A 20,741-nucleotide genomic window follows, 5' to 3' on the forward strand; every position below is an offset into this window, starting at 1 on the left:
CCGCGCCCCGGCCGGTGCCGGTGGTGACGCCGGAGCTGCCCGGCGACCCCGTCGACTGCGCCGTGCCGAGACTGTTGGTGCCGTTGGCGTCGCTCGCGCCCGGCTGCGATAGCCGCGTGCCGTTGGTGGAGCTGTTCGGATCTGAAGGCGTGGTGCCGAGACCGGCTGCATTTCCGGACGGCGAGCCGATCGCGCCGCTGGTCCCCGTGCCGACCGTGCCGGCGGCGGTCCCCGTCGAGGTGCCAGCACCGGATGTGCTGGCGGCGCTCGAACTGCTGCCGGTCGTCCCGCTGCCAGTGGCTCCGCCCGCCGAGCCCGCCGTGGCGCCACCTGCGGCGCCGCCACTGGCGCTCGCTCCGCCGCCCGTGCCGCCACCGCCCGAGCCACCTCCACCTCCCCCACCGCCGCTCTGGGCGAAGACGGCCGTCGCGGTGGTGAGACCTGCGATCACGATCAATGTCCCGAAAGAAAATCTGGCCATCGGATGCTCTCCCTTTAGGCTTCAACCCCACCGGGCAGAGCGCGTTCCGGAACCAATGCTGGCGGGAGAGGATTGATGGCGCGAGGAGACCAAGGACGGGTGCGCAAGCTGATCGCTTTCGACGAGGACACATTCGACAAGCTCAAGCAGCTCGGCCGCGATCAGATGCTCAGCCTGCAGGATCTCGCCGACGAGGCGTTCATGGACCTGCTCGAGAAGCACGGCGTGCCGGCTGATCTGAAGGACGCCCTGCGCCGGAGCGCGGCCGAGGACGGCGACGCCGCGGCGAAGCCTGCGCGCAAGACCGAGACGAAGACCAAGATCAAGCCGAAGACGAAGCCCAGACAGAGGAGCAGGACCGCAGCATGAGCACCGACCCCGATCCGTTCGAACAGGGCCAGCGCGCCGCGCGCGAGAACATTCCAGCCGAGGCCAACCCCTATCAGGACGGCAGCGAGCAGCATGCGCTGTGGGCGAGCGGCCATGAGCGGATCGCGACGGCGCGCGAGGCCAGCGAGTCCGAAGGCACCTGAGCCGCGCCTGATCCGTCGCGGATCCCGCAGCCTCAGCCGATTTTCTTCAGGCCCTTGGTGTAGCGCGGCCCCTTGGCGACATAGGCCTTGGCGGCGATGCCCATGCGCTCGACCTGCGCCGGCTCCAGCGTGCGCACGACGCGGGCGGGCGCGCCGATGATCAGCGAATATTCCGGGAAATCCTTGCCCTCGGTGATGATGGCGCCGGCGCCGACCACGCTGCCACGACGGATATGGGCGCCATTCATGATGATCGAGCCCATGCCGATCAGCGCATCGTCCTCGACCGTGCAGCCATGCAGGATGACGTTGTGGCCGACCGTGACGTTGCGGCCGACGCGCAGCGGAAAGCCGGGATCGACGTGACAGGTGGCATTGTCCTGGATGTTGGAGCTCTCGCCGATCTCGATCCAGTCATTGTCGCCGCGGATGACCGCGCCGAACCAGACGGTGACCTCGCGCGCCAGCTTCACGCGGCCGATCACCGTGGCATTGTCGGCGATGTAGTAGTTGCCATCCGCCGGCAGCTCGGGCGCCTGCCCGTCGAGTTCGTAGATGGCCATCGAGGTCTCCCGTTCGCGAGAGACCTTGGCACAGCCATAGCCGCGAATTCAAGCAACCGCGCCCACAGCCGCGCTCAGGGAACTCAGGCGAGCACGCCGGCCGCGCGCAGCGTCATGACGACGAAGGTGCCGCACATCATGCTCCAGAAGCCGGCGATCACGGTCGCCAGCATCACGAACTCAAAGCGGCGGCGCTCGATGCGGGCGCCGCGCAGCGTGTTGCGCATGATGATGAAGGGCGCGGCGAACACCAGGAACGGCACGGCGGCGAAGCGGCGCGGCGTGACGCCCTCCTGCAGCAGCTCGAAGCCGGGCGGACGCTCGGCATAGGCCTGGTAGCCGCTGGCCAGGGCGCCGGCCAGGGCGAAACCGATCAGGAGCGAGAACAGGGAATTGAACGCCTCTGCCGACATCTTACGCACTCACTCAACTTGCAGAACTGCCCGATGCTGGTTTGGCAAAATCCTGCGGCGAGCGCCACATTATCCTTAAGGAAGGGTTAACTCCGGCCGCCCCGGACGCGCGGCTCCCCGCTGGTAAGATCCTGCAGAAAGCCGTAGCGGCGTGGCATAGTCGGCACTGATTCGCCCGGAGATCCCCTGCCCGCCATGACGATGTTTTCGGTCCGTACTGCCCGCTCTTCGAACGGACATGGCCATGCCGTGCCGATCGTGGTCGGCTGCGTTCTGGCGGCGTCGGCCGTTGCGATGGTCGCCTATTTGTTGTGGCCGACATGGCGGGCCGGCGCCTACAAGGGTCCCGAGCGCCTGCCGGTCAGCATCGGCGGCACCGTCTTCAACGTGCCCTCGGCGGCGATCCGGGTGAAGATCCAGCGCCACACCGGCCCGCAGGAGCGCGTCGATCTCGGCTTCGACTATCCCGCATTGACGCCGCCCGAGGCGCCGCATCACGTCTCTGCCGATCAGGTGGATCAGGCGCCGCACCCGATCGACCGCATCTTCGTGTCGATCTCGGCGCACCACGATGCGCTGTCGCCAGAGGCGCGGCTGAAGACGATCTATCCGCGCTATCTGAACCCGGCTGCGATTTCGGTGCAGGACGGCCTGACGATGCGCGGCTTCCGCGCCGGCACGCCTTACGATGTCGAGGATCTGTTCGTGGCCGAGCAGCCGGCGCTGGTGGCGCGCTGCACCCGCGATGCCGCCACGCCCGGCATGTGCCTCAGCGAGCGCCGCGTCGAAGGCGCCGATCTCGTGTTCCGTTTCCCGCGCAGCCGGCTGTCGCAATGGCAGGATGTCGCCGCCGCCATGGAGCGGCTGACGGCCCAGATGCATGTGGTGAAGTAGTTCGGCGTAGTTCGTAGAAGCCCGGATGAGCGAAGCGATATCCGGCTTCACCCCCACAGCACGTTTGAACCCGCATGTCGCTGCGCTCATGCGGGCTACGCCAGCTTACACAGATCGAAAACTGAGGCGCGGTGCTGATCAATGCGCCCTCTCCCCTTGCGGGAAAGGGCATGTCGGACAGAGCGGCAAACTCACTTGGGCGAGGGGTATCTCTCAACGAACGCAATTCGCGGAAAGATACCCCTCACCCAAGCGAGCTTATTGATGGGCCATGAGGCCCTCTCCCGCAAGGGGAGAAGGCGCATTCATGTGCAGCGCGCCTGATTTTTCGAGCGTCAGGCGCAGCCACGCATTATTCGACCAGGTCGTCTTCCAGAATTGCCATCTGGAACTGGAACGAGCGGTCATCGTCCTCGTCGTCGACGAACAGGACGCCGATGAACTCCTCGCCGATATAGACCTCGGCGGAATCTTCCTTCTTCGGCCGCGGAACGACGCGGATCTTGGGATTGCCGAACACGCGCTTCAGATACGCGTCGAGCTTCCTGACTTCCTGAACGTCCACGGGTGATCTCCAATCGCAGCGAGGGTTGCTCGTCGTTCGAGGACGTGACGCAGCGCTTGCGTCCGTGTCCTCGAAGCTTGTTAGTTCAGCCCGTCGATCCCCGGCATTGACGCCAGCATTATCGCACGGACCTGAAAGGGACGCCGTGGATCTCACATTCACTCCGCCGCGACAATGGCAGATCGTCAGATCCACAGATCAGCGATGTGTTCGCACGAAATCCCGTGGTTGAAAAGCTCTTGACTTGGAGATTGAGACCGCGCGGCGATCGGCTCAGATGCCGATGGCGTTGATCATCTGGTCCATGGTGCGCGACGGCTCGGCGCAACCGGCCTCGCCGACGATCTTCGCCGGTACGCCGGCAACCGTGACGTTGTTAGGCACCGGCTTCACCACCACCGACCCGGCCGCGATCCGCGCGCAATGACCGACCTCGATGTTGCCGAGCACCTTGGCGCCGGCGCCGATCAGCACGCCGTGGCGAATCTTCGGGTGACGGTCCTCGTTCTCCTTGCCGGTGCCGCCGAGCGTCACGCCATGCAGGATCGAGACGTTGTCCTCGATGATGGCGGTCTCGCCGCAGACGAAGCCGGTGGCGTGATCGAGGAAGATGCCGCGGCCAATGCGGGCGGCCGGATTGATGTCGGTCTGGAACACCGCCGAGGAGCGGCTCTGCAGATAGAACGAGAAATCCTTGCGGTTCTTGCGATACAGCCAATGCGCAAGGCGGTGCGTCTGCAGCGCGTGAAAACCCTTGAAGTAGAGCAAGGGATCGATGAAGCGCGAGGTCGCGGGATCGCGGTCGTAGACGGCGACGAGATCGGCGCGAAAGGCGTGGCCGAGATCGGGCTCGTCGCGCAGCGCATCGTTGAAGGTCTGGCGGATCAGGTCACCCGACAGCGCGGAGTGATCGAGCCGGTCGGCGACGCGGTGCACCACCGAATCCTCCAGCCGGCTGTGATGCAGCACCGTCGAATAGATGAAGGTCGCAAGCTCCGGCTCGCGGCGGACGATCTCTTCGGCCTCATTGCGGATACGATCCCAGATCGGATCGAGCGTCGCCAGCTTTCCGCTCTGAGGATGGGTCTGATGCATAGCCATGGCTGCGTCTCGCAGAGTTTGGTGGGCAGGCAATATAGCACGGCGCGTGGAATTCTGTCCTCTCCGCGCCGGTCAAGGTCGACGATCCGTTACAGTCAGCCTCGCGCGCAGAGAACACGGGATTGAGACATTTCCATTACGGCGAGGTTGCCCGGCGCGGCGACAGTCGGCTGAAGGTGGTCAGCCGGAACCGGAAATCAAGGCATCGGGACGCGCAGACCCACGGTTCCCTTGACCGGAATCAAACGCCGCTGCAAGGCCGCCGGATACCATTTCTGAGACAAAAAGGAACCAACCGGCGATGGAACGGGGGCCGTCCCCCGCCCAATCACGGGGTCGGCTTGTGGTGCAGCAGCGCTTGAGTCTATTGGTAAATACCGCCTTGACCATGTTTTGGCCATGGTGCTCCGCAACGGGGGACGATAGGCATCAGTAACATTCAGATCCTGGACGAACGCACGACCGAGGCCGGATCGGCCTGGTGGCTGCCCGTCATCGTCCTCCCGCTCTTCCTGGTCGCGCCCGCGCTGTGGAACGGCTACCCGCTGCTGCAGTGGGACACCGGCGGCTATCTCGCGCGCTGGTACGAAGGCTATCTGGTGCCGAGCCGGTCGACCGTGTTCGGGCTGTATCTGCATGTCGGCGAGGGCTCCAGCTTCTGGCTCAATCTCGGCCTGCAGGCGCTGGCGAGCCTGTGGATCCTGCAACTCACCTTGCGCGTGCTTGGGCTCGCGCAGCCGCTGCGGCTGTTGTGGATCGGCCTGCTGCTGATCCTGACCACCGCGCTGCCCTGGCTCGCCAGCATGCTGCTGACCGACATCTTCGCGGGATTATCGGTGCTGGCGCTGTTCATCCTGGTGACTCAGGCGCGTCGGATCTCGAGACTGGAGAAATGCGCGCTGTTCGGCTTCGTCGCCTTCGCCTCCGCCACCCATAGCGCGACGCTCGGCGTGCTGTTCGGCCTGTGCTGCGTCGGCTGGATCGCCTATCCGTTTCTGCGCCGGCAGATCGCGCTGTCGGGCCTGGTCCAGGCCAGCCTGACCATCGTCGTGGGAGCTGCGATGCTGCTCGCGGCAAACTTCGCGCTCTCAGGCCAGCTGGCGTGGACGCCGGGCGGCACCGGCGTCGCCTTCGGCCGCATGCTGCAGGATGGCATCGTGGCGCAATATCTGAACGACCATTGCGGGCGCGAGACGTTCAAGCTCTGCCCCTATCGCAATGAGCTGCCGCCGACCGCAGACGACTTCCTGTGGGGCAACAGCATGTTCAACAAGCTCGGCCGCTTCGAGGGGCTGAACGACGAGATGGGCGCCATCGTCAAGCAGTCGCTCGCGGCCTATCCGCTGTGGCAGGCCAAGGCGGCGGCGGTCGCGACCGGCGAGCAACTGATGCATGTAGCGACCGGCGAAGGCACCAGCGGCTGGGTGCCGCACACCTATGGGATCATCGAGCGCTACATTCCTTCCCAGGTCCGGCAGATGCGCGCGGCGCATCAGCAGCATTGGGAGATCAATTTTGCCGTCGTGAACTGGCTGCACGTGCCGGTGGCGCTCGGCTCGATGCTGGCGGCGGCCGCGATCGCCGCACACGCGATCTGGCGGCGCCGGCGCGACGACATCGCGCTGCTCGCCGTCACGGTGATGCTGGCGCTGCTCGGCAACGCCGTGATCTGCGGCGTCATCTCCGGCCCGCACGACCGCTATGGCGCCCGGCTGGTGTGGATCGCCACGTTCACGGTGCTGATCGCCGCGGCGCGCTGGTTCGCAGCCGAGCGGACGACGCAGGCGTAGGGCAACCCGCCACCGTTCTCATCGTCGGGCGACTCCCGTCGCCCGCTGATCGCGATATTCCTCCGCATGTCATTCCGGGACATCGCGACAGCGATGAGCCCGGAATCCATAGCCACGGGCGGACGAGTAGCGCGCGATGTCACATCTTGCGTGCCTCAATCCGCACCCTGTGGCTATGGATTCCGGGCTCGTGCTGCGCACGCCCCGGAATGACACGAAGGGATCTTGCGATCTGCGTGCGGCTTGCTGAGCCGGTACGTCTCGCCCCGCGTAGCGCGACGAGACCTCACCGTCGTGAGAGAAAATCCACCACGCCCGCTTTGTAGACCTTATCGCCGACGGCGCGCATGTGGTCGCGATTGGGGATGTCGAGCACCTCAGCGCCGGGGATCAGCGCGCCGAGCGCGGGCCCGGAGCCGGACACCTCATCAGTCGTGCCGACCGCGACCAGCACGGGCACCGCGATGCGGCCGGCGTCCTCGCGCGAGATCAGGCCGCGCGAGCCGCGCATGCAGGCGGCAAGCGCGAGGCGATCGGAGCGGGTCTGGTCGGCGAAGGCGCGGAAGGTCTTGCCGACGGGATCGGTGACGTCGTCGAGCGAGGGCGCCTCGAGCGCCGCCGCGACGTTCTCGCCCGGACCGCCGCCCTCGATCATCGCCATGCCGATGCCGCCGAAGATCGCCGAGCGCAGCCGCTGCGGCGTGGTCAGCGCGATATGCGCGGCGATGCGGCCGCCGAGCGAATAGCCCATCACGTCGGCGCTGGCGAGGCCGAGATGATCCATCAGCGCGGTGACGTCGCTCGCCATCTCGGAGATCGCATATTGCGCGGGATCGTACAGCTTGGCCGACTCGCCATGGCCGCGATTGTCGAGCGCGATGACGCGGCGGCCGGCCTTGCGCAGCTCGGTGACCCAGCCCGGATAGATCCAGTTGACGTTCTTGGTCGAGGCGAAGCCGTGCACGAGCACGATCGGATCGCCCTCCCCCTCATCGATGAAGGCGATGTCGACGGCGCCGTTGGAGAAGCTCGGCATCGGATCTGGTCCCGAAAATGTGGAGTGAGATGTGACGGCGAACTCTAGCCGCAGGGCGCGGCCACGGCCAGATCGGCGCGGACAGTCGCCGCCTGCATGCGGCGCAGCCGCCGCCGCTTGCCGCGATCGATGACGCTTTGCGTCGCGCGCTCGGTCATCGCCTTCAGCGAGGCGATGGCGCTGAACAGCGTCATGACGGCGCCGAACAGCCAAACCGCGAGGTTGAACGCGCCGGCGGTGAGCAGCAGCGCGCCGCGGCCGAGCAGCTTCATGATCGCGCGGGTCTGGCCGCCCTTGGCCTCGGCGAGGCGGGCCGCCCGGGCGATGTCCTTCGGTCCCTCGGCCAGCTTGAGCGAATCGAGCGCGCCGCGCGTGCCGGCCTTCTCGGTGATGCGGCCGACGTCCTTGCCGAGCCGCACCAAGGCGCCGGCCTTTTCGGCCCTGAACGCGGCACGGATGGCGGTCGCGGTCGCGCCGGGGCGCAGCACCGAGCCCGTGGCAACCGCCTGCTGCAGCAGGGGCGTATCGACCACCTCGCGCGCCGAGCGTCCCGCCCAGGCCGCCAACCCCTCGCCGAGCCGGCCGACCTTGCGGGCATCCTTGACCAGGGTGAGCCCTGCGCGCACGGGCGCTGCGCCGCCGGCCGAGACATAGGTCGCGGCCGTGACGGCAAGCCCGGCCGCGGCCAGGCCGAGCACGAGCCGGTCGGTCTCCTCGCCCATCACCAGATGCTTGCCCTCGCGCACCGCGTCGCGGATGTCGCCGAACACGAACAGATCCCCCGCCACCGTGCCGGACAGGCTCGCGACATCGTCCGCCTGGCCGGTGACCAGCCCGGTGGCAAACCGCTTGGCGACGCTCGCCGGCGCCTTTTCCGCAGCCACGCTGTCGCTCACGCGCTGGACCAGCGCCGGGTCGAGCGCGACCTGATGCTCGCGCGCGAGCGCGACGAAGCTCTCGGCGAGATCGGGATCGCCGGCCGCGAGCGCCTCGTCGATATTGCGTGCGATCAGCGCCGGATCGGTCCGCACCAGCGCCGCGACCTGGAGCTCGGACAGCCGCGCCGGATCCTCGGCCGCCGCGATGACGGTCCCGGCATGAAAGGCGTGCGGCCACAGCGCCGCGCCGATCGCGGCGCTGGCGGCGAAGCCGACCGCGGCCAGGCTGAGTCTCCAATTGATTCGCATGGTTCGAACCGTATCCAGATCACGCCGCCTTCACGTTTTCGCGTGCGGGTGCGTGACAAGACATAGGATATCCGCCCCGCGACACAACGGCCCCGACGAAAGAAGGGCTTCTCTGCGAGCACTGCTTTGTGTCGAATCCACAAGCGCAAAAATAACGGCGTGCGTCACACCCAACGCAGGTTCCCAACGCGAGAAATTGGCCTTATGCCTCAGCATGGTGCGCCGCCGTCCCGCGACGGGCTGCCGCATCGTTCCTGTCCCGTCGGCCGCTTCCCGCGCTGATCCGCTCTGCTCTTCTTGCCACTCGAGGTTAAACCGATGGCCGATCACATCGTCCCGCATTTCCACAACGACGCCGGTGTCCCGGTCATCGAGATCGGCTCGCATGAGTTCATGTGCGTGGGCGCCAATCCGCCGTTCGACCATCCGCATGTCTTTCTCGATCTCGGCAATGACAAAGAGATCATCTGCCCGTACTGCTCGACCTTGTACCGGTATGCGCCAGATCTCGCGGCCGGCGAGGCCCGGCCGCCGGAATGCGTGCTGAAGGACGTCGCCTGACCGGCGTGTCGTGGCACTGCGTACCGTTACTGTCGCCGGCGCCGGCATCGGCGGCCTGACCGCCGCGCTCGCGCTCGCGACCAAGGGCTTCCGCGTCGTCGTGCTGGAGAAGGCCGAGCGGCTCGAGGAAGTCGGCGCCGGCCTGCAGCTCTCGCCCAACGCCAGCCGGATCCTGATCGACCTGGGATTGGGACCGCGGCTTACCGCACGGGCGGTGATGCCCGAGGCGGTCAGCATCATGAGCGCGCGCGCCGGCGGCGAGATCGCACGGCTGCCGCTCGGCGCTGCCGCCAGCGAATCGGCCGGCGCGCCCTATTGGGTGATCCATCGCGCCGACCTGCAGGCGGCGCTCGCCGCGGAGGCGATGGCGCATCCGGATGTCGAGCTCAAGCTCGGCTGCCAGTTCGAGGACGTCGCCGCTCACGCCAAGGGCCTGACCGTGGTTCATCGCCGCGGCGATGAGCGCCGACAGGACGTGGCGCTGGCGCTGATCGGCGCCGATGGCGTCTGGTCGGCGGTGCGGCATCATCTGTTTCCGCAGGTCCGCGCCGAGTTCTCCGGCCTAATCGCCTGGCGCGGCACGCTCGATGCGCGCCAGCTGCCGCGCGACTATACCAGCGCGCGGGTGCAGCTGTGGATGGGGCCGAACGCCCATCTGGTCGCCTACCCGATCTCCGCCGGCCGCCAGGTCAACGTCGTCGCGGTCGTGCCCGGCATCTGGAACCGGCCCGGCTGGAGCACCGAGGGGGATCCGGCCGAGTTGAAGGCCGCATTCGCCCCGCCCGCCTGGCCGGCGACGGCGCGGCTGCTGCTCAATGCCGTCGATGGCTGGCGCAAATGGGCGCTGTTCGGGGTGCCCGAGGGCGTCGAATGGAGCAAAGGCAACGTCGCGCTGCTCGGCGACGCTGCGCACGCCATGCTGCCGTTCGCCGCGCAGGGCGCGGGCATGGCGATCGAGGATGCCGCGGTGCTGGCCAAGACGCTGAGCGAGGCGCGCCCCGACGGCCCGGCCGCCATCGAAGGCGCGCTGAAACGCTACGCCAAACTGCGCCGCCCCCGGGTCGGTCAGGTGCAGCGCACTGCGCGCAGTCGGGGACGGATCTATCATATGAGCGGGCCGCTGGCGCTGGCCCGCGACATCAGCATCAAGGCGCTCGGGCCGGAGCGGCTGTCGGCACGGCAGCGCTGGATCTACGACTGGCGCCCGTGAGGCGCTTGAGCTCAATGTGCGCCCTGAGGCGCCTTGGCTCAATACACCGAACCATCGCGCGGCAAGGTCGACGATGCACTGGGGCTGCTCGAGGCCATCGGCCGCGTCGTGCGCGCCGGCTTGGCCGGCTTGCCCTTGGCGGCAACGGGCGCCGCGGGCGTCTCCACGCATTTGTTGCGCCGCCAGGCCTCCTCGGCGAACTGCGACTGCCCGCGGATGGCGACGTAGTCGTTGCGATAGGCGACCTCGGCGACAACGGTGCCGCCGACCCCGGTCTGCGCCTTGTCCATCAATCCCTGCAGCTCGGCCGTGCGCGCCGCCAGCGACTTGCGCTCGGCTTCGAGCTGCTTGCAATCGTAGAGATCATACTTCGCCGGATCGGCGAACGCCGTCGACACGCTGTCGCTCATGCCGGCGCAGCCCGAGAGCAGCGCTCCCAGCGCGAACAGTCCCGCAGCGAGGGCGAGGCGGTGATGGGGCGGGCGATGGCAGTCGGTCGTCATGCAGCCTCGATATTTCAGCCGTCTTAAAACATCGTCTCGATCGTGCGCCCCGGCCCGCAACAACCGCCGCGGCCCGATTCGGCGCCCGCCCCTGGACGACCGACCGCGACCAGCTTCGCGCCATCGATGATTCCAGTGAGGCTTCTGTGCCTTACAACGGCCGCCTCGCCCATGTCTTCAATCACGTCACCAGGGATCCGGCGGCCCGCTTCAGCGCGAGCACAATCTCAAGCAGGTGGTGACGGCCGGATTGAGGCTTTACCAAGGCAGTCCGGCTGGCTTAAGCAAAGGATGAGCTGAGGGGCTGCGCGCAACCTCATTCCCGATCACGGGATGATGCGCTAGGTCTCTGATCCCAAAGGCGGACGTGGCGGAATCGGTAGACGCAAGGGACTTAAAATCCCTCGATGGCAACGTCGTGTGGGTTCGAGTCCCACCGTCCGCACCAGGACCCGCGTTGCGCTTGAGCGAAGAAGGCTTTCCCGAGCGAAGCCGATCTGAACACGCCGCATCAGCGTTTCGATGGGAACGTCATCCTCATTGAGCGAGTCGGTCAATGGACGCATCTCTTCCGCTTGCCTTGATCATGGGTGCCGGCCGAACGACCGGCATCGGCTTCGAGGCCGCGCGGCCGTCGGGGCAGCGCGGCTATCACATCCGATGACAGCCCGACCGGCTGCTTCTTCGACGGTCGCCCGCTCGGCTGGTAGGCCCCTTCCCTACGCCGCCTGCGAGCGGGCCATCAGTCGTGCCATCGTCGTCGCCTGGAAGCTGGGCCGCCCCTCCAGCCGCTCGATCCAGGCGACCAGATTGGGGTGAACTGCGGTCAGCTCCGTCCACTCCGGCGTCAGCGACAAGAAGCCTGCCTGAGGGCCGGCCTGCAGATCGGCGAGCGACAGGCGGTCGCCGGCCATGAACGGCTGCTCGCCGAGCAGGCGCGACAGCTCGGCGATGACCGTTCTCGCCTGCGGCATCGCGCGCGCGATCGCGGCTTCGTCAGCGACCGTGCCGAAGAACTGCGGGCCGACGATGCGCTGGAAGATGATGACGTTGCAGACGCCCTGGAACAGATACCAGTCGCTGATATTCATCACCTGGTCCATCCGCGCCGCCTGCTTGACGTCATCCGGCGTCAGCGCCGGCCGGGGCAGCACGCGATCGAGATAGCGCAGGATTGCCTGGGTCTCGTACAGCACGAAGCCGTCATGCTCGAGCGCCGGCACGCGGCCGAACGGGTGACGCTGAAAATGATCCGCAGACTTCGAGTCTCCGGGCGCCATGGCCGCGAGGCGATACCGTGCCCCCTTCTCTTCCAGCGTCGCCAGCACGCTGCGCCCGAACGGGCTCCCCGGCACGGAATGGACGACGAACTCGGACATCATGTTTCTTCCCCTGACCCCTGACGATGAACCGCTACGATGATGATGACGGACGTTCCGCCTCGGCGGCAAAGCGCTGCAACAGGCCGGGCCAGCCGCCATCGACGTCCCGGCGCATCGAAGCGCCGGCCGCTTCGCCCATGGTCTCGAACTTGTGGTGCACGAGCTCGACGCGCGTCGTCTCCGCATCCTCGGCGAAGAAGCGTACATCGACCTCGGAGCGCATCGCCGCATCCGGCTTCCATTGCGCGTCGATCTGCCAGAGCATGACGAAGCGCTGCGGTGGCTCCCATAGCGTGATGGTCGCGACCACCGTCTGCGTGCCGTCGTCGGATATTTCGAGCCAGCGTCCGCCGAGCTTCGGCTCGATCAGCACCCTGTCGATCGGTCTGCCGCCGACGCCATGCGTATGCGGCCACCAGCGGGTCAGACCGCTGGTGAACACGGCGAAGGCATGATTGATCGGCGCCCGTACACGGATCTGCTTCTCCACCGGCGCAATCACCACACGCTCACTCATCCACGTCCCTCGTCCGTTTCATCTGCCGATGCGATCGCTCCGCCTCGATCTTGAAGGCCAGCAGCGCGTCGTCCCAGAAGCTGTCGAGCCAGTCGCGCAGCTCGGCCAGCCCCTCTCGCCGCAGCGAGTAGATGCGCCGCACGCCCTCGCTGCGCTCCTCGACCAGACCAGCGTCCTTCAGCACCTTGAGATGCTGTGACACCGCAGGCCGGGACACCGGAAGCCCCGCCGCAATCGCGTTGACCGGAGACGGCCCACCGCGCAGGCGCTCGAACACCTGCCGGCGCGTCGGATCGGCCAGAACCGTCAATGCCGCTTGGTAAGTCATGTCTTACCGTAAGCCATTGCTTACATACCGTCAAGAGAACGCTCCGCGGCGATCTCATCGACTGGCGGTTGCACCGGGAAACCCGCCGTTAACCAAACCACACCAAGTTGATCGACGGCTGCTGCCCGACGACAGCGGTGACACCAGACGCGACGCCGCGCGCCCGCCGGGACGGCAGGTCCGCCACGAATGAGAGACACGATGCTCGGATTCCGCAGCCGCAAGACCGATCCGCAGGAGGCTTTGCCCGCGTTCGACGGCGCCGCTCAGGAGGCGTTCCAGGACGTGCTTGCGCAATGTCTCGACGACTGGGCTGCCGGCAAACTCAACCGCGACCTGGCCGACGTCGATGCGGCCGCCCTGCGCGCCAAGCTCCAGCCGCAACTGATTGAGTCCATCCATCGCCTTGGCCACGCCCTTGCGTCACGGGCCTCTGTCGACCTCGATGCCGTGGTCGATCTCTGCATCAACAGCAACGAGGCCTCGATCAGCGCCGCGCGCCTGATCGGCGCCTCGAACAATCAGTCGGAACGCTGCCAGAGCCTCGCCTCGGCCTCCATCGAAATGCAGGCTTCCGTGCAGACCATCAGCGCGACCTCGACGGCGGCGGCCCATGAGGCGGCCGCCACGCGCCAGGCGGTCGAGGACAGCGTCACCGCGGTCCGTGGCACGCTGCAGACCATGAACGGGATTGCGAGCTCGGTCCGCGACACCTCGGCCAAGATCGCCGATCTCAGCGCGGCATCGGCGGAGATCGGCTCGATCGTCGGCACCATCGACGCGATCGCCAACCAGACCAACCTGCTGGCGCTGAACGCCACCATCGAGGCGGCCCGCGCCGGCGAGTTCGGCAAAGGCTTTGCCGTCGTCGCCGCCGAGGTGAAAAACCTGTCGCAGCAGACCACCAAGGCGACCGAGGACATCAAAGGCCGCATCGAGCGGCTGCAGGCCGAAATGAGCGGCATCGTCGAGGCCATGGCCGGCGGCGCCAAGGCCGTCGAGGTCGGCATGACCGAAATGACCAATCTGGCGCAGACCATCGATCAGGCCGGCGCGCGCACCGCCACCGTCAGCGCCAAGATGGATGAGATCTCGGGCATTCTCGCCGAGCAGACGGCGGCGACCGACGAGGTGGCGCAGGGCATCACCCTCATCGCGGACCTGGCGACCGCCAACGCGAACGAGGTGATGTCGCTCGCCGACACAATGGGACGAACCGACGTCAAGGTCGGCAAGATGCTGGGCGAGATCTCCAAGCTCTCGCTCGACAACCAGGTGCTGAGACTGGCCAAGGCCGACCACGTGATCTGGAAGAAGCGACTGGTCGACATGTCCGTCGGCCGGCTGCAGCTCCGGGCTGACGAGCTGTCCGACCATCACAATTGCCGGCTCGGCAAATGGTACTATGGCGACGGCGGCCAGCGTCTCGCCGGCGATGCGGCATTTCGCCGGCTCGAGCGGCCTCACGAAGCGGTACATCGCCACGGCAAGGAGGCCGCCCGCCTGTTCAGCTCCGGGCGCATCGACGAGGCGCTCAACGAGATCGGCAAGGTCGAGATCGCCTCGAGCGAGGTATTGGCGGCGCTCGACGACATCAAGGAGTAGTCGCGCAACGCCTCCGGACCGTTCCGCTCACCATCGGTAGCTCGCGACGCTCTTGCCGGCATAGGACCGGGTCACGGCGGAGAACTCGCCTTCGAACGTCGCCGCGAGCGCCAAGCCCTTCAGCCAGTTCATCTCGGCCGAGACCGTCGTCAGTACCGCGTCGCGCGCTCCCGATGCGCCGTTCACCAGGAAGCTTGCGCCAGGAAGGGCCTGGAAGCTGGCCGACGCCGCAGTGAAGGGATTGAAGTCATGGACCCAGGCGGCGCCGCCACGCAATGTGAGCAGCGCATCGGTCACGGCAAAGGGCTTGTCAGCGCGCACGCCGAGTTCGGTCCGCGGCGCCGTCACGGCTTTCCCGAGATAAGACAATGCAAAGCTGTTGGCGCCGGTGGTGACGGTTTCAGCATAGCCAGGAAGCTGCGTGGTCGTCACCTGTGCAGCGGCGTAAGGCGTCAGGCCGAGGCCACCTAACCAGGTGGTCGCAAAGCGGCTGCCGCCTTCGAGACGGCCCGCAAAACTGTTGGCGCTGAACCGCGCGCGCAACTGGTCGAGGCCGGAGACGGTGACCGTGCGATCCGTCGTGACGTCCTGCCGGCCATAGGCTGCGGCAGCGCTGAGATAGGCCGAGCCCGCCATGTGCTTGATGAAGGCGCCGGCCTGGACCATGTCGGCCCGGCCGCTGCCGCCGGCGGCCATGCTGAAATTGCTGCCGCCGCTCGCCAGCGCAAAGCCTCCGACCGTCGAAGGCGATAGCCAGTAGTCGGCTCCCGCTGCTACACCCAGCATGCGGCCGGTGGCGGAGTTAGATCCGACCACCGGATTGCCGACAGTGGTGTGGCCGCCGCCAAAGCCCGCGGCCCAGATTCGCCAGCGCGACTCGAATGGCGGAGCATGCGGCGGGGTTATTGCATTCTGGCCGAACGTGTCACCCACCGTACCACGCAGCGGGACGCTGGCATAGGCGTTGGCGAGATCGCCCTCGCCGGCCACGCCCACCGCGCTGGTCGGATTGTGGCGACGGTCGGCGGCTGAGACATCCATCATCGCTGTCGTGAACTGCGTCATCGCGCGCATCGCGGTCGGCTGCACCGCGGTCGCAATCTCGCCGGAGGCCTGCGTCAGCCCCGTCGCGGTCAGCCCGCCATAAACAAGCGGAATGCCGCCGTGGCTGTTGAAGGAGTTGACCAGCGCGTTGGCGACGTTGATCTGATTGGTGGTGAGGCCGGTGTTGACCGGCGGGATGAATTTCAACGCCAGATCGAGATAGGCATTGTTCGTGTCGTAGCTCAGGCTGGTCTTGAATTGCGATGGCAGATTGCTGTTCACCACCGGCCCGAACGTGCCGTTGATTCCGCCACCGGCATTGATGATGGTGTACCGCTTGGCGACGTAGCTCCCGGCCGCAAACGACGCATTCACCGTGGCGCCCGACAGGGTCGCCGCTCCCCTCACATTGACGCGGTCGGCGGTCGCCGGGGATATTTCGAGCATGTAGGATGCCGCCGCAGTGAACGACAGGCTGCCATTCACGGTCAGCAGGCCGATCGAATTGCCGGGGGCAAGCTTGCCGCCATTGATCGTGGTGTTGCCGACCGTGCCGTTACCGCCAAGCGTGCCGCCGGCATTCACCGTGACAGCCGAACCGGCGATCGAGCCGTTCACCGAAAGCGTGCCGCCATTGATGATGGTTGGTCCCGTGTAGGTGCTCGCCGCGCTCAGCGTCGTCTTGCCGGCCTCGACGCGCACCGTTCGTGTGCCTGCGCCGCTGCCGGTGATGACGGTGGCGAAGGTATAGTTCGTGCCGGAGTGGTTGAACACGATCTCGCCGTTGCCGCTCCCCAGATTGATCGACGTCGCGCTGAGCGTTCCCGGGGCCGTGGCCGCCTGGCCGACGTCTGCGCCGATAATCAGCTTACCGCTCGAGCCGGGCTGGTAGGCGATGAACATGTACGATGCAGACACGCTGCCGCCGTTGCTGACAGTCAACGCTCCGTTGCCGCCATAGCCGACGTGGACATCCGCGCTATTCGTCCAGGTCGAGCCGGTCCCATCCACCGTCATGGTGCCAGTCGAGCCAGCCTGGACAGCGAGCGAGCCGAAGACGTTGCTCACCGCGGCTCCGTTGCGGATGGTCACTGCGCCGCTGCCTTGGTAGCCGATGCCGAGATTGCCGCTGCTGATCCAGCGCGATCCGGTGCCGTCTACGGTCGCGCCGCCGGCGGCTCCCGATGCGACGCCGAGATAGCTGCCGCCGCCGATGCTCACGCCGCCGCCATTCAGGATCGCCAGCGTCGCGCTGCCGCCGCTTCCGAAATACAAATCTCCGGCGGTGGTCCAGCTCGAGCCAGCGCCGCTCACCGTCACAGCGCCGGTCGAACCTGGATTGATGGCGGCAAGGCCTATGCCGCTGGTGACTTTGCCGCCGTTGTGGATGTTCAGAGATCCGTTGCCCGCTGAGCCGAGATACAGCTCCCCGCGGTTGGTCCACGTCGACCCGGCGCCATCCACCGTGACGACGCCAGTCGCACCGCTATCATTGCCGACAAATCCGTATTCATTGCTCGCCGTGCCGCCATTGCGGATGGTCAGCGTGCCGTTCCCGGTGGAGCCGACCAGCAGATCGGAGGTGTTGGTCCAGGTCGAATGGGCGCCATCAACGGTCACAACGCCGGCCGCACCGCCGTCAAGACCGACATAACCGTAGTCATTGCTCACAGCGCCGCCATTGCGAATGACCAGGGTGCCATTCCCGGCGCTCCCGACAAGCAAATCGGCGCTGTTGATCCAGCTTGAACCGGCGCCATCCACCGTCGCTGTGCCAGTCGAGCCCGCATGATCGCCGATGATGCCTGAGGTGGTGTTGATGGTGCCGCCGCTCTGGACCATCAACGCGCCGGTTGCAGACACGCCGACCCTCAGATCGGTCGCCGTCGCGCCGGGCGCCGCGACCAACGTCGGGTTGGGCGTGACGGTGTCGATGCCAGTGCTGGTCGTGGTGTCTGGAACCATGCCGGTCCAGTTGCTCACGTTGAACCAGTCGGTCGACACCAGACCGGTCCAGTCGACGGCAAGGACGGGCGTCGTCTGCGCCAGCACCGCTCCCAGGATCATGGATGTTGCGGTCAAGCCTTGACCGCAACGCGGTCTGAAGAAACGCGCCATCTGGTGCATACGCTCCGCTGATGGACCGCGAATCTAAGACAACTCGATCTAATCAAGAGTTAACTATACGTTACAACTTTGGCGCGTAGTTACACGGAATCGGCTACTCGCTCTTGTCGACGTTCCAGAACACCGGCACGGCCTGCCCTTCCAGCACGCCGCTGATCGATTTGCGCCAAGCGCTCGGCATGAACCACTGTCCGAGCGGGACGTAGATCACCTGCTCGTAAACTTCCTTCTGGATCTCCGCGGCGATGCGCTTCTGATCCGCCGGCGTGCCAGCCTTGGCGAAGGCGTCGCGCAACTCCTCCATCTTCGGATCATCGGGCCAGCCGAACGGGCTCTTCTGGCCGCGCGCGCCGACGAAGGTGCTGCCGATCGGATTGCCGGAATCGGCGATCACCGAGTTGGTGAAGAACATGTTCCAGCCACCCTCCTTCGGCGGCTTCTGGCTGGCCCGCCGCGTCACCACGGTCTGCCAATCCGTGGTCTGCAGATCGACCTTGAAGCCGGCGGCGCGCAGCAGTTGCGCGGCGATCACCGGCTGGGCCTTCAGCGTAATCGCGTCGCCCGGCGCGAGGATCACCACCGGCGTGCCGTCGTAGCCGGCATCAGTGAGCAACTTCTTGGCCTGCTCCATGCCGTTGCCCTTGACCAGCGTCTCCGACCCGACGTCGGTCTCGAGCGGCGTGCCACAGCCGAACACGGCGCCGCAGATCGTGTAGTATTTGGAGTTGCCGACCAGCGCGTCGAGCACGTCCTTCTGGTTCAGCGCCAGGAAGGCCGCGCGGCGGATCTTCAGATTGTCGAACGGCGGAAACAGGAAGTTCATCCGGCCGAGCGTCTGGTAGCCGAACTTGTTCAGCACGTTCATCGTGAGATCGGGATTGGCCGCCAGCACCGGCTCGAGGTCGAGCGGCGGAAACTCCATGAAGTCGATGTCGCCGGATTGCAGCGCGTTGACCGCGGTCTGCGCGTCGGGCATCGCGATCCATTCGACGCGGTCGACCTTCACCACCTTGCCGCCAGCGGTCCAGCTCGGCGGCTCCTTGCGCGGCACATAGTCGGTGTTCTTCTCATAGACCGCCTTCACGCCGGGCTGGAATTCGCTCTTCACGAACTTGAAGGGGCCGGAGCCGATCTGCTCGGAGATCTGCTGGTTCGCAGGGGTCTCGGCGATGCGCTTAGGCATCATGAACGGCACGTAGGACGACGGCTTGCCGATCGACTCCAGCACCAGGCCATAAGGCTCCTTCAGCTTGAGCGTGATGGTCTTGGCGTCGGTCGCCTCGAGCGAGGCGGTGGCCTCCATCAGCTTCTGGCCCATGCTGTCGTTGCGGCTCCAGCGTTTCAGCGAGGCGACGCAATCCTCCGCCGTCACAGGCGCGCCGTCATGCCATTTCAAGCCATCACGCAGGATGAAGGTGTAGGTCAGCTTGTCGTCGGACACCTTCCAGTCCGCCATCTGCGGCTGCACCTGGAACTTGGCGTCAGTGCCGAGCAGCGTGTCATAGACCATGTAGCCATGGTCGCGGGTGATGTAGGCCGGCGTGAACACGGGGTCGATCACGCGCAGATCCGAATGCATCACCGCCGTGATGGTCTTCTTGCCGGCCGCGAATGCCTTTGGCGTGAGGCCGCCCGAAACGGCGAGTGCGGCAGCAATGAGGCCTGACAACAGCGCGGAGGATTTCCGGCGTGAAGGATATGACATGCAGTTTCTCTTGCGATCTGTCGTGATTGCGATCTGTCGTGATGAGCTTGCCTGCCCGACAGCAGGCAATATGCGTGCCGGGAGACTTGCAGCAGTTCCCCACGAGGTCAATCTCCATGGGCCGCATCGCGCCCCCGCGTAAGCCGGCAATGCGGCGCTCAGGTGCCGCCCATTGGAACTCCACGCGCCCTGCCCCGTTCTCGGATGCAAACCGATGGAGCGAGATGATGCCGCGTGACACCGTCGAGCCGCAGGACAAGCACCACAAGCCCGCCCCGGTCCGCAAGGCACCGCCGCAGGACCAGATCACCCCGCCGCTGATCGTCGACGGACTCGAGGCAGACCGCGATCCCTTCTGTTGAGCGGCGGAGCGGAGAGCGATCGAGTTGATCGCCGCAGCTCTACGGACTTCAAATACAACCGGTGCCAGTTAATGTGAGCCCTCTCCCCTTGCGGGAGAGGGCATCTCAAACAGAGCGACAAATGCAATCGGGTGAGGGGTATCTCTCCACGAGCGTCGTCTGCGGAGACATACCCCTTACCCAACCTCGGCTTTCAATGGGCCGTACATGCCCTCTCCCGCAAGAGAAGAGGGCCCTGCATCGGGCAGCGACGCGACGGTCCGCATAGCGTCGGAGCCTGGTTGTTTGTAGGGAGAGCGCGGTCTCGCTTTGCCCACCCTACTCATCCCAATCTAGTCCTTCTTCTCGATGTTCCAGAAGATCGGCGTCGCCGGACCGTCGAGCACGCCGGTCAGCGTCTTGCGCCAGGCGCTCGGGGCGAGATACTGACCGAGCGGCACGTAGATCACGCGCTCGTAGTTCAGCTTCTGGATCTCGGCCGCGATCTTCTTCTGCTCCTCGGGCGAGGACGAGCGTGCATAGGCATCGCGCAGCTTCTCGATGTCGGCATCCTCGGCCCAGCCGAACCAGCCGCCCTTGGTGCCGCGGCCGCCGACCGAGACGTTCGCCACCGGGTTGGCCACGTCGGCGCCGACCCAGTTGGTGAAGAACATGTTCCAGCCGCCTTCCTTCACCGGCTTCTGGCTGGCGCGGCGCGTCACCACGGTCTGCCAGTCGGTGGCCTGCAGGTCGACCTTGAAGCCCGCCTCGCGCAGCAGCTGGGCGGCGACGATCGGCTGCGCCTTGAGTGCAACCACGTCGCCTGGCGCCATCACGGCGATGGGCGTGCCGTCG

Annotated in this window: 21 protein-coding genes, 1 tRNA gene and 1 pseudogene; 9 read left to right on the forward strand and 14 right to left on the reverse strand. The window is 66.3% G+C overall.

Annotated features, from left to right (window positions below; genetic code table 11):
• On the reverse strand, positions 1-481 hold a 481-nt coding region (locus BRAO375_RS37950), incomplete at its 3' end, for a hypothetical protein (RefSeq protein WP_035639946.1).
• Positions 482-556: 75 nt separating this feature from the next.
• On the opposite strand from BRAO375_RS37950, the gene BRAO375_RS10960 reads away from it, so the two are divergent.
• Together BRAO375_RS10960 and BRAO375_RS37955 are read left to right on the forward strand one after the other, a co-directional pair.
• A complete protein-coding gene (locus BRAO375_RS10960) occupies positions 557-850 on the forward strand; it encodes a hypothetical protein (RefSeq protein WP_009027537.1) in 294 nt (97 codons plus the stop codon).
• Positions 847-1,014, forward strand: coding sequence for a ribosome modulation factor (locus BRAO375_RS37955; protein WP_009027538.1), 168 nt, complete (start codon positions 847-849; stop codon positions 1,012-1,014). Before BRAO375_RS10960 ends, BRAO375_RS37955 begins: the two co-directional genes overlap by 4 nt.
• Before the next feature lie 32 nt (positions 1,015-1,046).
• Here BRAO375_RS37955 and BRAO375_RS10965 read toward each other — a convergent pair whose 3' ends face one another.
• Positions 1,047-1,577, reverse strand: a complete 531-nt coding sequence (locus BRAO375_RS10965; RefSeq protein ID WP_009027539.1) for a gamma carbonic anhydrase family protein — start codon at positions 1,575-1,577, stop codon at positions 1,047-1,049.
• A gap of 83 nt (positions 1,578-1,660) precedes the next feature.
• Positions 1,661-1,990, reverse strand: coding sequence for a DUF6949 family protein (locus tag BRAO375_RS10970; protein ID WP_009027540.1), 330 nt, complete (start codon positions 1,988-1,990; stop codon positions 1,661-1,663).
• Between the two features lie 195 nt (positions 1,991-2,185).
• Between BRAO375_RS10970 and BRAO375_RS10975 the strand changes: the two genes are divergently transcribed.
• The gene (locus BRAO375_RS10975) at positions 2,186-2,884 is read left to right on the forward strand and encodes a hypothetical protein (RefSeq protein ID WP_009027541.1); all 699 of its coding nucleotides are present in this window, start codon (positions 2,186-2,188) and stop codon (positions 2,882-2,884) included.
• Between the two features lie 352 nt (positions 2,885-3,236).
• Here the strand turns inward: BRAO375_RS10975 and BRAO375_RS10980 are convergent, their stop codons facing one another.
• Both BRAO375_RS10980 and cysE read right to left on the reverse strand, forming a co-directional pair.
• A complete protein-coding gene (locus BRAO375_RS10980) occupies positions 3,237-3,449 on the reverse strand; it encodes a DUF3126 family protein (protein WP_006611186.1) in 213 nt (70 codons plus the stop codon).
• A gap of 273 nt (positions 3,450-3,722) precedes the next feature.
• Positions 3,723-4,550 (reverse strand): serine O-acetyltransferase, encoded by an 828-nt coding sequence (cysE, locus tag BRAO375_RS10985; RefSeq protein WP_009027542.1) that lies wholly within the window; start codon positions 4,548-4,550, stop codon positions 3,723-3,725.
• A 599-nt stretch (positions 4,551-5,149) separates the two neighbouring features.
• On the opposite strand from cysE, the gene BRAO375_RS10990 reads away from it, so the two are divergent.
• Positions 5,150-6,340 (forward strand): hypothetical protein, encoded by a 1,191-nt coding sequence (locus BRAO375_RS10990; RefSeq protein ID WP_009027544.1) that lies wholly within the window; start codon positions 5,150-5,152, stop codon positions 6,338-6,340.
• Positions 6,341-6,626: 286 nt separating this feature from the next.
• Here BRAO375_RS10990 and BRAO375_RS10995 read toward each other — a convergent pair whose 3' ends face one another.
• Both BRAO375_RS10995 and BRAO375_RS11000 read right to left on the reverse strand, forming a co-directional pair.
• Complete coding sequence (locus BRAO375_RS10995) at positions 6,627-7,376, reverse strand: alpha/beta fold hydrolase (RefSeq protein ID WP_009027545.1); 750 nt, start codon at positions 7,374-7,376, stop codon at positions 6,627-6,629.
• A 44-nt stretch (positions 7,377-7,420) separates the two neighbouring features.
• Positions 7,421-8,563 (reverse strand): hypothetical protein, encoded by a 1,143-nt coding sequence (locus BRAO375_RS11000; RefSeq protein ID WP_009027546.1) that lies wholly within the window; start codon positions 8,561-8,563, stop codon positions 7,421-7,423.
• 318 nt (positions 8,564-8,881) lie between these two features.
• On the opposite strand from BRAO375_RS11000, the gene BRAO375_RS11005 reads away from it, so the two are divergent.
• Positions 8,882-9,124: a zinc-finger domain-containing protein gene (locus BRAO375_RS11005; protein ID WP_009027547.1), complete on the forward strand. Its 243-nt coding sequence runs from the start codon at positions 8,882-8,884 to the stop codon at positions 9,122-9,124.
• Between the two features lie 10 nt (positions 9,125-9,134).
• Entirely contained in the window at positions 9,135-10,334 is a 1,200-nt protein-coding gene (locus BRAO375_RS11010) for an FAD-dependent monooxygenase (RefSeq protein WP_009027548.1), read from the forward strand.
• A 38-nt stretch (positions 10,335-10,372) separates the two neighbouring features.
• On the opposite strand, the gene BRAO375_RS11015 is transcribed toward BRAO375_RS11010, so the two are convergent.
• On the reverse strand, positions 10,373-10,837 hold the full coding sequence (locus tag BRAO375_RS11015) for a hypothetical protein (protein WP_009027549.1): 465 nt from the start codon (positions 10,835-10,837) through the stop codon (positions 10,373-10,375).
• Between the two features lie 361 nt (positions 10,838-11,198).
• On the opposite strand from BRAO375_RS11015, the gene BRAO375_RS11020 reads away from it, so the two are divergent.
• Positions 11,199-11,285: transfer RNA gene (locus BRAO375_RS11020), tRNA-Leu, on the forward strand.
• Between the two features lie 271 nt (positions 11,286-11,556).
• Here the strand turns inward: BRAO375_RS11020 and BRAO375_RS11025 are convergent.
• Genes BRAO375_RS11025 through BRAO375_RS11035 form a run of 3 tightly spaced genes read right to left on the reverse strand, consistent with a single transcriptional unit; the run spans position 11,557 to position 13,064 of the window.
• Entirely contained in the window at positions 11,557-12,216 is a 660-nt protein-coding gene (locus BRAO375_RS11025) for a glutathione S-transferase N-terminal domain-containing protein (protein WP_175345313.1), read from the reverse strand.
• Positions 12,217-12,250: 34 nt separating this feature from the next.
• The gene (locus tag BRAO375_RS11030) at positions 12,251-12,736 is read right to left on the reverse strand and encodes an SRPBCC family protein (RefSeq protein ID WP_035639941.1); all 486 of its coding nucleotides are present in this window, start codon (positions 12,734-12,736) and stop codon (positions 12,251-12,253) included.
• The gene (locus tag BRAO375_RS11035; RefSeq protein WP_009027552.1) at positions 12,729-13,064 is read right to left on the reverse strand and encodes an ArsR/SmtB family transcription factor; all 336 of its coding nucleotides are present in this window, start codon (positions 13,062-13,064) and stop codon (positions 12,729-12,731) included. The genes BRAO375_RS11030 and BRAO375_RS11035 overlap by 8 nt, the downstream gene beginning before the upstream one ends.
• Positions 13,065-13,265: 201 nt before the next feature.
• Here BRAO375_RS11035 and BRAO375_RS11040 point away from each other — a divergent pair, with 201 nt between their 5' ends.
• Positions 13,266-14,669: a methyl-accepting chemotaxis protein gene (locus BRAO375_RS11040; RefSeq protein WP_009027553.1), complete on the forward strand. Its 1,404-nt coding sequence runs from the start codon at positions 13,266-13,268 to the stop codon at positions 14,667-14,669.
• 27 nt (positions 14,670-14,696) lie between these two features.
• Here BRAO375_RS11040 and BRAO375_RS11045 read toward each other — a convergent pair whose 3' ends face one another.
• Positions 14,697-17,795, reverse strand: coding sequence for an autotransporter domain-containing protein (locus BRAO375_RS11045; RefSeq protein WP_175345312.1), 3,099 nt, complete (start codon positions 17,793-17,795; stop codon positions 14,697-14,699).
• A gap of 139 nt (positions 17,796-17,934) precedes the next feature.
• The gene (locus BRAO375_RS11050; RefSeq protein WP_009027555.1) at positions 17,935-19,545 is read right to left on the reverse strand and encodes an ABC transporter substrate-binding protein; all 1,611 of its coding nucleotides are present in this window, start codon (positions 19,543-19,545) and stop codon (positions 17,935-17,937) included.
• A 227-nt stretch (positions 19,546-19,772) separates the two neighbouring features.
• Between BRAO375_RS11050 and BRAO375_RS38845 the strand changes: the two genes are divergently transcribed.
• Entirely contained in the window at positions 19,773-19,907 is a 135-nt protein-coding gene (locus BRAO375_RS38845) for a hypothetical protein (RefSeq protein WP_009027556.1), read from the forward strand.
• Between the two features lie 332 nt (positions 19,908-20,239).
• On the opposite strand, the pseudogene BRAO375_RS11055 reads toward BRAO375_RS38845, so the two are convergent.
• Positions 20,240-20,741 (reverse strand): annotated as a pseudogene (locus BRAO375_RS11055) (ABC transporter substrate-binding protein); the annotation flags it as partial.

The sequence above is a fragment of the Bradyrhizobium sp. ORS 375 genome, assembly GCF_000239775.1.
Lineage (GTDB): Bacteria > Pseudomonadota > Alphaproteobacteria > Rhizobiales > Xanthobacteraceae > Bradyrhizobium.

Excerpts from the sequence above, each read along its gene's own strand:
- BRAO375_RS11050 (WP_009027555.1), bottom strand. The coding sequence starts at position 19,545 with ATGTCATATCCTTCACGCCGGAAATCCTCCGCGCTGTTGTCAGGCCTC.
- BRAO375_RS10970 (WP_009027540.1), bottom strand. The coding sequence starts at position 1,990 with ATGTCGGCAGAGGCGTTCAATTCCCTGTTCTCGCTCCTGATCGGTTTC.
- BRAO375_RS10965 (WP_009027539.1), bottom strand. The coding sequence starts at position 1,577 with ATGGCCATCTACGAACTCGACGGGCAGGCGCCCGAGCTGCCGGCGGAT.
- BRAO375_RS11005 (WP_009027547.1), top strand. The coding sequence starts at position 8,882 with ATGGCCGATCACATCGTCCCGCATTTCCACAACGACGCCGGTGTCCCG.
- BRAO375_RS10975 (WP_009027541.1), top strand. The coding sequence starts at position 2,186 with ATGACGATGTTTTCGGTCCGTACTGCCCGCTCTTCGAACGGACATGGC.
- BRAO375_RS11035 (WP_009027552.1), bottom strand. The coding sequence starts at position 13,064 with ATGACTTACCAAGCGGCATTGACGGTTCTGGCCGATCCGACGCGCCGG.
- BRAO375_RS11000 (WP_009027546.1), bottom strand. The coding sequence starts at position 8,563 with ATGCGAATCAATTGGAGACTCAGCCTGGCCGCGGTCGGCTTCGCCGCC.
- BRAO375_RS11030 (WP_035639941.1), bottom strand. The coding sequence starts at position 12,736 with ATGAGTGAGCGTGTGGTGATTGCGCCGGTGGAGAAGCAGATCCGTGTA.
- BRAO375_RS11015 (WP_009027549.1), bottom strand. The coding sequence starts at position 10,837 with ATGACGACCGACTGCCATCGCCCGCCCCATCACCGCCTCGCCCTCGCT.
- BRAO375_RS37955 (WP_009027538.1), top strand. The coding sequence starts at position 847 with ATGAGCACCGACCCCGATCCGTTCGAACAGGGCCAGCGCGCCGCGCGC.
- BRAO375_RS11025 (WP_175345313.1), bottom strand. The coding sequence starts at position 12,216 with ATGTCCGAGTTCGTCGTCCATTCCGTGCCGGGGAGCCCGTTCGGGCGC.
- BRAO375_RS10960 (WP_009027537.1), top strand. The coding sequence starts at position 557 with ATGGCGCGAGGAGACCAAGGACGGGTGCGCAAGCTGATCGCTTTCGAC.
- BRAO375_RS11040 (WP_009027553.1), top strand. The coding sequence starts at position 13,266 with ATGCTCGGATTCCGCAGCCGCAAGACCGATCCGCAGGAGGCTTTGCCC.
- cysE (WP_009027542.1), bottom strand. The coding sequence starts at position 4,550 with ATGGCTATGCATCAGACCCATCCTCAGAGCGGAAAGCTGGCGACGCTC.
- BRAO375_RS10995 (WP_009027545.1), bottom strand. The coding sequence starts at position 7,376 with ATGCCGAGCTTCTCCAACGGCGCCGTCGACATCGCCTTCATCGATGAG.
- BRAO375_RS38845 (WP_009027556.1), top strand. The coding sequence starts at position 19,773 with ATGCCGCGTGACACCGTCGAGCCGCAGGACAAGCACCACAAGCCCGCC.